We start from the raw sequence: 12478 nt of genomic DNA, 5'->3' as shown, positions 1-12478 counted from the left end.
CCGGATCCTCCCCGGCCGGCGCCGGCTCCTCCGGGTCCGGGCGGTTCGGTCGTCGTCGTTTCGTCGACGATCCGTCGGCGTCAATGTTTCATTGACGGCGAAGACTGCGACGTCACGCCGGGCCGGGGGCCGCCGGCGGCCGCTCGTCCGCACGGCCCTCGCCTCCGCCCTGGACGCGATCGACGTGAGAACCCGTCCACTCCCGGCGGCACGCCCACGTGTCCTGACGACACACGGGCACGGGCGTCGACAACCGGCCGGGCCGGGGAGCCGAGGCCAGACCCGCGCCCCCGGCCTCGCACCGGACCGGACCGGACCGGACCTCCTGATGATTCGCGCCGGCCGGGTACCGCCGGCACGGCCGGCCCGGTCACGGCCGTTCCGGCCCGACAGCGCGAGCCGGTCTCCTCTCCCCCGGCTCCGCAGCCGGCGGGTGTCGCCGCTCGGTTGACCGCACGTCGGCGTCAATGATTCCTTGACAACGTGAGTCGCGGCGCTTCGGCCCCCGACACGTTGACCCTCTGTCCGCAGCGGCTCTAGATTCGAGCGATCCCGGTGCCGACTCCGTGCACCCCGCCTGTCGCAGGAGTGCACCCTGTCCACGATCCCGCTGTCGTGCCTGGACCTGAACCCGGTCCGGCCCGGCGGAACCGCCACCGACGTCGTCTCCGACGCGATCGTGCTCGCACGCCACGTCGAGTCGCTCGGCATGCTGCGCTACTGGGTCGGCGAGCACCACCTCAACCCGGCGCTCGGATCGACCAGCCCGATGGTGCTGCTCTCGCACCTCGCGGCCCGGACCGGACGCATCCGGCTGGGCGTCGCCGCCACCCTGGTCGCCTACCACCCGCCGCTACGCCTGGCCGAGGACGCGACGCTGCTGTCCGCCCTGTCCGGTGGCCGCACCGACCTCGGGCTGGGCCGGTCGGTCGCCGCCCGCACGCCGCGCACCGTCGGGCTCGACCACGACCGCCCGCATGTCGAGGCCCGGCTGCTCGAACGCGGCCTGGGCACCTTCACCGGACGCTGCGACCAGCTCCTGCGCCTGCTCGCCGGCAAGGAGCCGGGGCTGCAGGGCACGCCGGTCGACCTGCTCGACGCCGTGACCCCGCAGGTCTGGGTGCACGCGGCAGGTGCGGGCGAGAGCGCCGAGTACGCCGCGCGCAACGGGCTGCCGATGGGTGTCGCCTACTTCTCCCGGCCGACCACCGTGCTCGAGGCGATCGACCTGTACCGCGAGCGGTTCGTACCGGGCCCCTACCGGGACCGCCCGCACGTCGCGATCGCGGTGTCGGCGCTGGCCGCGGACACCGAGGACGAGGCCGCCGCACTGGGCTCCGGCTACGACGTCTGGCTGCGCGGGCTCGCCCTCGACGCGGGCGCGCACCACTACCCCACCGCCGACGAGCGGGCCGGTCTCCCCCCGCTGGACCCGGACGAGCACGTCGCGCTGGACGACCGCCTGCGGACCCGCGTCGTCGGCCGGGCGGACGCCGTCGCGCGCCGTCTCGCCGCGATCGTCGAGGCCGCGGAGGCCGACGAGCTCGTCGTCGAGACCGTCGCCCCCACTCTCGACGACCGCCTGCGGTCCTACGAGCTGCTCGCCCGGGCGTGGGCCCGGGTCTGACCGGGCCCACGCGACGGATCAGAGCATCGCCCGCTCGGACGGTTCCACCTCGGCGACCTCGCCGGAGGCGAGCTTCGCACGGAACTCGCGGACCTCCTTCTTGACCACCGGGGCCAGCACGTAGAGGCCCAGGATGTTGAAGAACGCGAGCAGGAAGAGCACCGCGTCGGCGAAGTCGAGCACGCTGCCCAGCGTCAGCACCGAGCCGACGACCACGAAGAAGCAGAAGATCACCTGGTAGACGCGCTCGGACACCATGTTCCTGCCGAACAGGTAGGTCCAGGCCTTCTGCCCGTAGTAGCCCCACGTGATGATCGTGGAGACGGCGAACAGGAACACCGCGACCGCGAGCACGTAGGGGAACCACGGCAGCACCGTGGCGAACGCGTCGGAGGTGATGAGCACGCCGTCGGCCACGTCGGAGCCGCCGCTGGCGAAGGCGGTCGCCTGGGCCTGCTGCCAGAAGGGCGTACCGGCGATCACGATGGTCAGCGCGGTCATCGTGCAGATGACCACGGTGTCGACGAACGGCTCGATCAGGGCCACGTACCCCTCGGTGGCCGGGTTCTTCGTCCGCACCGCCGAGTGCGCGATCGGCGAGGAGCCCAGGCCCGCCTCGTTCGAGAAGGCCGCCCGCTGGAAACCGACGATCATGGCGCCGAGCGCACCGCCCACCACGCCCTCCGCGGAGAACGCTCCCGAGAGGATGAGCCCGAACGCCGTCGGGACCTGCGCGATGTTCACGGCGATCACCAGGAGACATGCGGTCACGTAGACGATCGCCATCGCCGGGACGAGACGACCCGTGACCGCACCGACGGACTTGATGCCCCCGAACACGACCGCCCCGACGAGCGCGGCCAGCAGCAGACCGAAGACGAACGCGGCGCCGCCGCTGCCGAGTAGACCGGTCTCGCCCCCGGTGACGTTGCGGAGCTGGGCGAAGGTCTGGTTGGCCTGGAACATGTTCCCGCCGGCGACGCCGAAGAAGAGGATCATCACCGCCGCACCGGCGGCCAGGACCTTGCCCAGGCCGCGGCCGAACGCGTTGGGGATGCGCTCGGCGACACCGATCCGCAGGTAGTGCATCGGACCGCCGGACACGGTGCCGTCGGGGTGCACGTCGCGGTACTTCACGCCGAGGGTGCACTCGACGAACTTGGTGGCCATGCTGAGCAGCCCGGCGACGATCATCCAGAACGTCGCGCCGGGACCACCGATCGTGACCGCCACGCCGACGCCGGCGATGTTGCCCAGACCGACGGTGCCCGACAGCGCGGAGGCCAGAGCCTGGAAGTGGGTGATCTCCCCCGGCTCGTCGCGCCGGGTGTAGCGGCCACGGACGATCCGCAGGGCGAGCCCGATGCTGCGGAACTGGACGAACCCGAAGTAGAGGGTAAACAGCACCCCGGCCAGGATCAGCCAGCCCACGATCAGCGGGAAGTCGGCACCGAGGACCGTCACCTCGTAGAAGACGATGTTCGACAGCCCGGTCGAGATCGGGTCGAACACCGAGTTGATGGACAGCTCGATGCTCTCGAGCACGCCGGGTTGCGGCGGTGCCGAGGTCGGTACGGAGGTCATGGAGCCGAACCTCACCCCATGTGAGCACGAATCACAAGAATACGGACAAACGGTTACCGGATCGTCGATTTCGGCCCGGGAGCACGACCTCGAACGAGGTCGGGGTCGCCCGGAATCTCCCGACGGTGGAGACCGTCGGACCGGCCTCCTACCGGAGGGCGTGACCGCCGGCCTGGCCGGGTCGTACGGCGAGCCGGCCGGGACCAGGGTCGAGGTCCCCGCCCGTCTGGCCCGGGTGCGGCGGCGCTGATCAGCTCGGCCGGGCGGGCCGCCGCTGCGGCACGCAGCAGTCGACCGCGCAGGGCGCCCCGTTGCGGGTACACCCCGCGGACGGGCCGGTGCCCAGCCGCCGGGCGGGCACGCCGTCGGAGTGTTCCCGCACGAGCTCGACCACCATGTCGGCGAAGCGTGGGTCGGGTCCGGCGGTGGCGGCGCGGGCGAAGCCCATGCCGTGCTCGGCGGCACGCTCGGCCGCCTCGTTGTCGAGGTCCCACACGACCTCGACGTGGTCGGACACGAACCCGACCGGCGCGACGACGACCGCGGGCACACCCTTGGCGTGCAGGTCGTCGATGTGGTCGACGATGTCGGGCTCCAGCCACGGCACCTGCGGCGGACCGGAGCGGGACTGCCAGACGACGTCGAACTCGTCGACGCCCACCTCGGCGGCGACCAGCGCCGCGGCCTCGCCGACCTGGCGGGAGTAGCGGTGCCCGCCGTCGGCCGGGGTCCCGGCGGCCGCGTCGGCCGAGGTCGGGATGGAGTGCGCGGTGAACACCAGCCGCGCCGCCTCGCGACGGTCCTCGGGCAGCTGGGCCCACGCGGTCCGCACGGCGTCGGCGTTGGCGCGCACGAAGTCCGGGTGGTCGTAGAAGTGGCGCAGCTTGACCAGCTCGGGGGCCGCGTCGCCGACCGCGTCCCGGGCCCGGGAGATGTCCTCGTGGTACTGGCGGCAGGCGGAGTAGCCGCCGTAGGCGCTGGTCGCGAACACCAGCGCCCGCTCGACGCCGGCCTCGGCCATCTCGCGCACGGTGTCCTCGGCGTAGGGCCGCCAGTTGCGGTTGCCGAAGTACACCGGCAGCTCGGTGCGCGCCGCGATCGCCGCGACCAGCTCGCGGTTGCGGGCGTTGATCGGCGAGACCCCGCCGAAGTGCTGGTAGTGCTCCTCGACGGCGTCGAGGCGCTCCGGCGGGACCCCGCGCCCCCGGGTCACGTTCTCCAGGAACGGTCGGACCTCGTCGGGGGCCTCGGGGCCGCCGAAGCTGAGCAGCAGTATCGCGTCGAACTGTTCGGGCACGACCCCGATTATCGACCCCGGCCCGCGCCGACGCGCGCGGGCCGGTACCGGCTCACACGCCGACGGCGTGCACCCCGCCGTCGGCCATGATCATCGAACCGGTGGTGGTCGGCATCCAGTCCGACAGCGCGGCGCACACGGTCTTGGCGACCGGCACCGGGTCGTTCATGTCCCAGCCGAGCGGGGCACGCTTGTCCCACACGTCCTCGAACGCGGAGAAGCCCGGGATCGACTTGGCGGCCATCGTCTTCACCGGGCCGGCGGCGACCAGGTTGACCCGGATGCCGTCGCGGCCCAGGTCGCGGGCCAGGTAGCGGGTGACCGACTCCAGCGCGGACTTCGCGACGCCCATCCAGTCGTAGGCGGGCCAGGCCTGCCGGTTGTCGAAGTCCATGCCGACGATCGAGCTGCCCGGGCCGAGCAGCGGCTTGCACGCCATCGCCAGGGACTTCAACGAGTACGCCGACACCTGGATCGTGGTGGCGACGTCCTCCCACTGCGCGTTGAGGAACGCGCCCTCGCCGAGCGCGCCGGGCGGGGCGAACCCGATGGAGTGCAGCACGCCGTCGAGGCGGGGCTCGTCGCCCAGGTGCGGGGTGACCCGCTCGACGAGCGAGTCCAGCTGCTCCTGGTCCGACACGTCCAGCTCGACGACCGGTGCGGGCTTCGGCAGCCGCATCGCGATCCGCTCGACCAGCCGCATCCGGCCGAAACCGGTGAGCACGACCTCGGCGCCCTGCTCCTGGGCGATCTTGGCGGAGTGGAAGGCCAGCGAGGCGTCGGTGATCACACCGGTGATCAGCAGCCGCTTGCCGTCGAGCAGTCCCATGACGTCCTTTCGAGAGTTCTGCGTGCCCGGGCCGGTGGGCACGGCGTCGATGTCCGCTCCGCGGACCTCGCTCAGTGCCCCATGCCCAGGCCGCCGTCGACCGGGACGACCGCTCCGGTGACGTAGCCGGCGCCGGGCGAGGCGAGGAAGGCCACGACCGAGGCGATCTCGCCGGTGTCGGCGTAGCGGGAGAGCGGGATGGTCCCCAGGATCTCCTCGCGCCGCTTCTCGGGCAGCGCGCGGGTCATGTCGGTGTCGACGAACCCGGGGGCGACGACGTTCGCGGTGATGCCGCGGCTGCCCAGCTCGCGGGCGACCGAGCGGGCCAGGCCGACGAGCCCGGACTTCGAGGCGGCGTAGTTGACCTGCCCGGCCGAGCCGGAGAGGCCCACGACCGACGAGACGAAGATCATCCGGCCCTTCTTGGCCTTCAGCATCCCGCGCGAGGCCCGCTTCGCGACCCGGTAGGCCGCGGTGAGGTTGGCGTCGACGACCTTGGTGAAGGACTCCTCGGCCATCCGCATGAGCAGGCCGTCGTCGGTGATGCCGGCGTTGGACACCAGCACCTCGACCGGGCCGTGTGCGGCCTCGACCTCGGTGAACGCGGCGTCGACGGACTCGGCGTCGGTGACGTCGCAGTGCACCGGCAACAGCCCGCCGGGGATGTCGTCCTTCCCGGAGCGGTACGTCACCGCCACCTGGTCGCCCTCCGCCGCGAACGCCTGTGCGATCGCCAGGCCGATGCCGCGGTTTCCTCCGGTCACGAGCACGCTACGTCCCACGGGGGGTGAACCTAACGCACTACCGGCCGGTACCCGCGAGCGGAGATCACCCTCACGGCAGTCGCCTGCCGAGCAGGATGCCCGCGCCGAGCCCGCTGATCAGGAGCACGAACCCGCCGATCATCCAGGGCCTGCTCGCGTCCACCTCGCGTTCCTCGTAGCCGAGCTCCTCGGACAGGTCGGAGTAGACCGCGCGCAGCTCGGACTCGGTGGCGGCGGTGAAGAACCGGCCGCCCGAGAGCTGAGCGATGCGCTCCATGGAGGCGTCGTCGACGGCGACGGGGGTGCGCCCGCCGTCGAGCTCGATCGTGCCGTAGCTGGTACCGAAAGAGATCGTCGAGACGGGCACGCCGCGGTTCTTCGCCTCGGCGGCCGCGGTGAACGAGCCGCGCGGCTCGGTCTCCCCGTCCGGCCCCGGGACGGTCTGGGTGCCGTCGGAGAGCAGCACGATCCGCGCCGGTGGCGGCACACCCGCCGCGTCCGGGCCGCCCTGCAGCGAGCGGGAGAAGGTGTCGATCGACTGCATCGCCGTGAAGATCGCCTCACCGGTCGCGGTGGACTCGGCGAGCTGCAGGTTGTCGACGCCGTTCTTGACCGCGCTGCGGTCGGTCGTGGGCGAGACGAGCACCGCCGCCGTCCCGGCGAAGGACACCAGCCCCAGGTTGACGCCGGGGGTCAGCTGGTCGGCGAACTGCTTGGCCGCGGCCTGCGCGGCGGCGAGCCGGGTCGGGGCGACGTCGGTGGCCTTCATCGACAGCGACACGTCGATCACCAGCATCACCGTGGCCCGGTTGCGCGGCACCTTCGCCATGGCCTGCGGCCCGGCGAGCGCCACGGTGAGCACCGCCAGCGCCGCGATCAGCGCGATCGCCGGGAGGTGCCGCCACCGGCCCGGCCGCTTCGGGGCGACCGACTCCAGCAGCTCCAGGTTGGTGAACCGCACGACGTCGCGACGGCGCCGCCGCAGCAGCCACACGTAGGCCACCGCGAGCGCGGCGACGACGAGCAACCCGAGCAGCCACCAGGGGGCGGTGAACGTCACGCGAGCCTCCGCGGAGCAGCGGCGTGCTTGCGCGCGACGGCGAACCGCACGATGTCGGCCACCCAGTCGGTGTCGGTGCGCAGGGTCAGGTGCCCGGCCCCGCAGCGGCGCAGCGCGGTGGCCACCCGGTCGCGGTGCTCGGAGGCGGCGGCGGCGAACTCGCGGCGCAGCAGCGGCGTGGTGTCGACCTCGCGCTGGCGCCCGGTCTCGGGGTCGGCGAGCACGACGGTCCCGACGTCGGGCAGCTCCAGCTCCCGCGGGTCGACGACCTCGATCGCGAGCAGCTCGTGGCGGGCCGAGAGCGCCCGCAGGGAGCGCTCCCAGGTGGGCTCGCCGAGGAAGTCCGACACCACGACGACCAGCCCGCGCCGGCGCGGCGGGCGGCGCAGCTCGTCGAGCGCACCGGACAGGTCGCCGCGGGTGCCCTCGGGTGCCGGCGGCATCGTCGCGACCCGGCGGACCAGGCCGCGGGCGTGCGCCAGGCCGCCGCGGGCGGGCAGGCGCTGCGTCGACTCCCCGTTCGCGACGACGGCGCCGAGCCGGTTCCCGCCGCCGGTCGTCAGCTGGGCGACCGCGGTGAGCCCGGCCAGCGCCAGGTGCCGCTTGTCGGTGCGGGCGGTTCCGTAGTCGATGCTGCGCGACAGGTCGACCACCGCCCAGGTCTCCAGCTCGCGGTCGGCGACGGTCTCGCGCACGTGCGGCGCGGTGGTGCGGGCGGTGACCGACCAGTCCATCCGGCGGACGTCGTCGCCGGGCTGGTAGGGCCGCGCGTCACCGGGCTCGGTGCCGGGCCCGGGCAGCAGACCGACGTGGTTGCCCTGGAGCAGCCCGTCCAGCCGGCGCCGGACGGTGAGCTCCAGGGTCCGCAGGGAGGCCTCGAGCCGGACGAGGTCGGCGGACCCCGCCGTCACGCCGGGCCCTGGCCGGCGTCCGGTGCGGACGGCCACGCCGTCGACGCGCCCTCGGGCCCTCCCCCGGGCCGGGCGCTGACCTGCGGCAACGGCACGGTCTGCAGGACCCGGGTGACGATGTGGTCGACCGGCACCTGGTCGGCGATCGCGTCGTAGGACAGCACCAGGCGGTGGCGCAGCACGTCCGGGGCGACCTCCAGCACGTCCTGCGGGAGCACGTAGTCCCGGCCGCGGACCAGGGCCAGCGCGCGGGCGGCGGACACGATGCCCAGCGACGCACGTGGCGAGGCGCCGTAGGCGATCCAGGACGCGACGTCGGACAGGCCGTGCTCGGACGGCAGCCGGGTCGCGACGACCAGCCGCACGACGTAGTCGACCAGGGCGTGGTGCACGAACACGTCCGCCGCGGTGCGCTGCAGCCGGACCAGCTCCTCGGGGGTGAGGATCTGGGAGGGCACCGGCGGGGTGGACCCCATCCGGTAGATGATCTCCCGTTCCTCCTCGACGCCCGGGTACTCGATGATCAGCTTGAACAGGAAGCGGTCGCGCTGCGCCTCGGGCAGGGGGTAGACGCCCTCGTTCTCGATCGGGTTCTGGGTGGCGAGCACGAGGAACGGGTCGGGCATCGGGTGGTCGCGACCGGCGAGGGAGAGCTTGCGCTCGGCCATCACCTCGAGCATCGCCGACTGCACCTTGGCCGGCGCGCGGTTGATCTCGTCGGCGAGCACGAAGTTCGCGACGACCGGACCGAGCTCGACGTCGAACTCCTCGCGGCCCTGCCGGTAGATGCGGGTGCCGAGGATGTCGGCGGGCACCAGGTCGGGGGTGAACTGCAGCCGGGAGAAGCTGCCGCCCACGACCGTCGCGAAGGTCTCCACGGCGAGGGTCTTCGCGACGCCGGGAACGCCCTCCAGCAGCAGGTGCCCCTTCGCGAGGAGCCCCACCAGCATCCGCTCGACGAGGCGGTCCTGGCCGACGATCACCCGCTTCACCTCGAGCACCGCACGCTCGAGCCGCTCGGCGTCGCGGGCGGGGGTGATCGGGTCCGGACCGGTCGAGGCAGTCGTGCTCACCGAGCCATCCCACCGTGCGGCCCGTGTGACGACGGTGAAACGCGCGGGCGGCCGCCGGGCCTGGTCGCGGTAGTCCTACTTCCTATAGGATCGATGACCTCCGCACCGCCAGGACGAGGGGACCGCGATGACGCGCCTGTTCAACGACCCGGACGACTTCGCCGCCGAGATGACCACCGGGCTCGCCGCGGCCTCCGCGCGCTGGCTCCGGGCCGTCCCGGGCGGGGTGGTGCGATCGACCGAGGCCGACGGGCCGACGGTGTCGCTGGTCGTCGGCGGCGGGTCCGGGCACTACCCCGCCTTCGCCGGGCTCGTCGGTCCCGGGCTCGCGCACGGCGCGGCGATGGGCAACCTGTTCGCCTCGCCCTCGACCCAGCAGATCCACTCCGTCGCCGCCGCGGCGGACCGGGGCCGCGGGGTGCTGATGTCCTACGGCAACTACGCCGGCGACGTCCTGAACTTCGACGCCGCCCAGGCCCGGCTGCGCGATGCCGGGGTGGACTGCCGCACCGTGGTGGTCACCGACGACGTCTCCAGCGCCGCCGACCCGGCACTGCGCCGCGGGATCGCCGGGGACCTGTGCGTGTTCAAGGTCGCCGGCGCGGCCTGCGAAGCCGGTCACGACCTCGACGGCGTCGAGCGCGTCGCCCGGCTGGCCAACGAGCGGACCCGGTCGCTGGGCGTCGCCTTCGACGGCTGCACCCTGCCCGGCGCGGGCTCGCCGCTGTTCACCGTGCCGGACGGGCGGATGGCGGTCGGGCTGGGCATCCACGGCGAGCCGGGCATCGACGAGACCGACGTGCCCACCGCGGCCGGGCTCGCCGAGCTTCTGGTCCGCGGCCTGCTCGCCGAGCGGCCCGCCGGGGCCGGTGACCGCGTCGTCCCGATCCTCAACGGCCTCGGCTCGGTCAAGTACGAGGAGCTCTACGTCGTCTACGGCGCCGTGCACCGGCTGCTCGGCGAGGCCGGGCTCACCGTCGTCGACCCCGAGGTCGGCGAGTTCTGCACCAGCTTCGACATGGCGGGCGCCTCGCTGACCCTGCTCTGGCTCGACGACGCCCCCGGCGAGCTGGAGCGGCTGTGGACCGCCCCGTGCGACACCCCCGCGTTCCGCCGCGGGGCGGTCGCCGGGCACCACGGCACCACCGCCGCACCGCAGGACACCGCGGCCGGCGCGCCGGCCGCGGTGCTCGAGGGATCGCCGGGGTCGCGGGCCTGCGGTGCGCGGGTCGCCGCCGCGTTCGACGCGGTCGCCGCGGTGCTCGACGCCGAGGCCGACCGGCTCGGGCGGCTCGACCGCGTCGCGGGCGACGGCGACCACGGCATCGGCATGCAGCGCGGCGGACGCGCCGCCCGGGAGGCCGCCGCGGACGCCGCCGCCCGCGGGGCCGGCGCCGGGACCGTGCTCCGCCACGCCGCCGACGCCTGGGGCGACCGCGCGGGCGGCACCTCCGGGGCGATCTGGGCCGCCCTGCTCGACGCGCTCGGCACCGCGCTCGGTGACACCGGCACCCCGGACACGGCCGCCGTCGCCGCCGCGGTCCGCGCCGCCGAGCGGGCCGTCGCCGCCGCGGGCGGGGCCGCCGTCGGGGACAAGACCATGGTCGACGCCCTCGTCCCGTTCGCCACCGTCCTCGACGAGCGCGTCGGCGCGGGCGAGGACCTGCCGGTCGCCTGGGCCGACGCCGCCGACGCCGCCGGGCGGGCCGCCGAGGACACCGCACGGCTCACGGCCCGCCTGGGCCGCGCGCGGGCCCACGGTGAGCGCAGCGTCGGCACCCCCGACCCCGGCGCGGTGTCGTTCGCGCTGGTCGTACGCACGGCCGGGGAGCACCTGTGCTGATCGGGTCGAGCCTCAAGACCTACCTCGGCCACGCCCGCACCTGCGACTGGCTGCGGGCGGTCGCCGCGATCGCCGCCGGGCACCGGGCCGTCGCCTCCGGGGCGGCGACGCTGTTCGCGCTCCCCCAGTTCCCGTCCATCCCCGCGGCCGTGGAGATCGCCCGCCCCGCCGGGATCGCCGTCGGCGCCCAGGACGTGGCCGTGCACGACGACGGCCCGTGGACCGGGGAGGTCACCGCGCCCGTGCTGGTCGAGGTGGGCGCCACGCTGGCCGAGGTCGGGCACGCCGAGCGCCGGGCCCACTTCGGCGAGACCGACGACGTCGTCGCCGCGAAGACGCTCGCCGCACTGCGCAACGGCCTCACCCCGGTCCTGTGCGTCGGCGAGACCGACCGGTCCGGGGCGGGGCGGGCCGCCGACGCCGTGCGGGCCCAGGTCGACCACGCGCTGGCTCCGGCACTCGCGGCCGGGCACACGGGTCCGGTCATCGTCGCCTACGAGCCCGTCTGGGCGATCGGCGCCCCCGAACCGGCCCCGGCCGCGCACGTCAGCGCGGTCGGGTCGGCGTTGCGTGCGCACGTCGCGGGGCGCCCGGGCGCCGCGGTGATCTACGGTGGGAGTGCCGGGCCGGGCCTGCTGCCCCGCATCGCCGACGGCGTCGACGGCATGTTCCTGGGCCGCTTCGCCCACGACCCGCGCGCCGTCGCCGCGATCCTCGACGAGGTCGCCGACCTGGAGGGAGCCCGATGAGCGCCAGCACCCCGGGGCTGCGCGGCGGGATCGAGCGCCGCGGCCTGCGCGACCACGTCTACGAGCGCATCCTCGAGCTGCTGCTCTCCGGCGGGCTCGAGCCGGGCACGCGGCTGGGCATCGACACCATCGCGCGCGACCTCGACGTCTCCCCCACCCCGGTGCGCGAGGCCATGGTCCAGCTGGAGCGGACCGGCCTGGTGACCCGCGAGGCACTCAAGGGCTACCGGGTCGCGCCGCCGCTGGCCGCCGACCAGCTCGCCGAGCTCTTCGACGCCCGGCTGATGCTGGAGACCACCGCCGCGAGCATGGCCGCCCCCGCGACCCCGGCCATGCTCGCCGAGCTGCGGTCCGCGCACGCCCGCCACGCCGCGGCCGGCGAGCGCGTGGCCGCCGCACTCGCGCAGGGCCGGGTCGACCCGTCGCTGACCGCGGAGTACTTCGCCGCCGACACCGAGTTCCACGACGTCGTGCTCCACCACGCCCGCAACCGCTACCTCGTGCAGATGTCCGAGACCCTCGGCGCCCAGGTGCACCGGATGCGCCAGACCGCGCTGCAGGGGGTCCCCGACGTCGAGGAGGCGGTCGCGGAGCACGGCGGCGTCGTCGACGCGTTCGCCTCCGGCGGCGTGGACGAGCCGGTGGCCGCGCTGCGCCGCCACCTCGACAACGTGCGCGAGCGCTCGCTGCGCTTCGAGCGCGGGGTCTGACCCGCCCGTCCCGATCGACATCCCCCGAACG

Annotated in this window: 11 protein-coding genes; 4 read left to right on the top strand and 7 right to left on the bottom strand. The window is 74.3% G+C overall.

Features of this window, described 5'->3' with window-relative positions; all coding sequences use genetic code 11:
• Nucleotides 1-577 precede the first annotated feature (577 nt).
• Entirely contained in the window at nucleotides 578-1627 is a 1050-nt protein-coding gene (locus DMP15_RS15370; RefSeq protein ID WP_083658223.1) for an MsnO8 family LLM class oxidoreductase, read from the top strand.
• Nucleotides 1628-1645: 18 nt separating this feature from the next.
• Here DMP15_RS15370 and DMP15_RS15365 read toward each other — a convergent pair whose 3' ends face one another.
• The 7 genes from DMP15_RS15365 to DMP15_RS15335 all read right to left on the bottom strand — a co-directional run bounded on the left by DMP15_RS15365 (nucleotide 1646) and on the right by DMP15_RS15335 (nucleotide 9145).
• On the bottom strand, nucleotides 1646-3211 hold the full coding sequence (locus tag DMP15_RS15365) for an alanine/glycine:cation symporter family protein (RefSeq protein ID WP_073574782.1): 1566 nt from the start codon (nucleotides 3209-3211) through the stop codon (nucleotides 1646-1648).
• 250 nt (nucleotides 3212-3461) lie between these two features.
• Nucleotides 3462-4508: a ferrochelatase gene (locus DMP15_RS15360; protein WP_100877685.1), complete on the bottom strand. Its 1047-nt coding sequence runs from the start codon at nucleotides 4506-4508 to the stop codon at nucleotides 3462-3464.
• 52 nt (nucleotides 4509-4560) lie between these two features.
• Nucleotides 4561-5337, bottom strand: coding sequence for an enoyl-ACP reductase FabI (gene fabI / locus DMP15_RS15355; RefSeq protein WP_073574780.1), 777 nt, complete (start codon nucleotides 5335-5337; stop codon nucleotides 4561-4563).
• Nucleotides 5338-5408: 71 nt separating this feature from the next.
• Complete coding sequence (fabG, locus tag DMP15_RS15350; protein WP_073574779.1) at nucleotides 5409-6119, bottom strand: 3-oxoacyl-ACP reductase FabG; 711 nt, start codon at nucleotides 6117-6119, stop codon at nucleotides 5409-5411.
• 52 nt (nucleotides 6120-6171) lie between these two features.
• Nucleotides 6172-7161 (bottom strand): VWA domain-containing protein, encoded by a 990-nt coding sequence (locus DMP15_RS15345; protein WP_073574778.1) that lies wholly within the window; start codon nucleotides 7159-7161, stop codon nucleotides 6172-6174.
• Nucleotides 7158-8072: a DUF58 domain-containing protein gene (locus DMP15_RS15340; protein WP_073575296.1), complete on the bottom strand. Its 915-nt coding sequence runs from the start codon at nucleotides 8070-8072 to the stop codon at nucleotides 7158-7160. The genes DMP15_RS15345 and DMP15_RS15340 overlap by 4 nt, the downstream gene beginning before the upstream one ends.
• A complete protein-coding gene (locus DMP15_RS15335; RefSeq protein WP_073574777.1) occupies nucleotides 8069-9145 on the bottom strand; it encodes an AAA family ATPase in 1077 nt (358 codons plus the stop codon). Before DMP15_RS15335 ends, DMP15_RS15340 begins: the two co-directional genes overlap by 4 nt.
• Before the next feature lie 127 nt (nucleotides 9146-9272).
• Between DMP15_RS15335 and DMP15_RS15330 the strand changes: the two genes are divergently transcribed.
• Genes DMP15_RS15330 through DMP15_RS15320 form a run of 3 tightly spaced genes read left to right on the top strand, consistent with a single transcriptional unit; the run spans nucleotide 9273 to nucleotide 12447 of the window.
• Complete coding sequence (locus DMP15_RS15330; RefSeq protein WP_179762723.1) at nucleotides 9273-10988, top strand: dihydroxyacetone kinase family protein; 1716 nt, start codon at nucleotides 9273-9275, stop codon at nucleotides 10986-10988.
• Nucleotides 10982-11737 carry a triose-phosphate isomerase family protein gene (locus DMP15_RS15325; protein ID WP_217266866.1) on the top strand — a complete coding sequence of 252 codons (756 nt, stop codon included), beginning with the start codon at nucleotides 10982-10984 and terminating at the stop codon, nucleotides 11735-11737. Before DMP15_RS15330 ends, DMP15_RS15325 begins: the two co-directional genes overlap by 7 nt.
• A complete protein-coding gene (locus DMP15_RS15320; protein WP_179762722.1) occupies nucleotides 11734-12447 on the top strand; it encodes a GntR family transcriptional regulator in 714 nt (237 codons plus the stop codon). Before DMP15_RS15325 ends, DMP15_RS15320 begins: the two co-directional genes overlap by 4 nt.
• Nucleotides 12448-12478 lie beyond the last annotated feature (31 nt).

It is taken from the genome of Pseudonocardia sp. UM4_GMWB1 (assembly GCF_017312155.1).
GTDB lineage: Bacteria > Actinomycetota > Actinomycetes > Mycobacteriales > Pseudonocardiaceae > Pseudonocardia > Pseudonocardia alni.
This window is presented reverse-complemented; position numbering and strand designations above follow the sequence as displayed.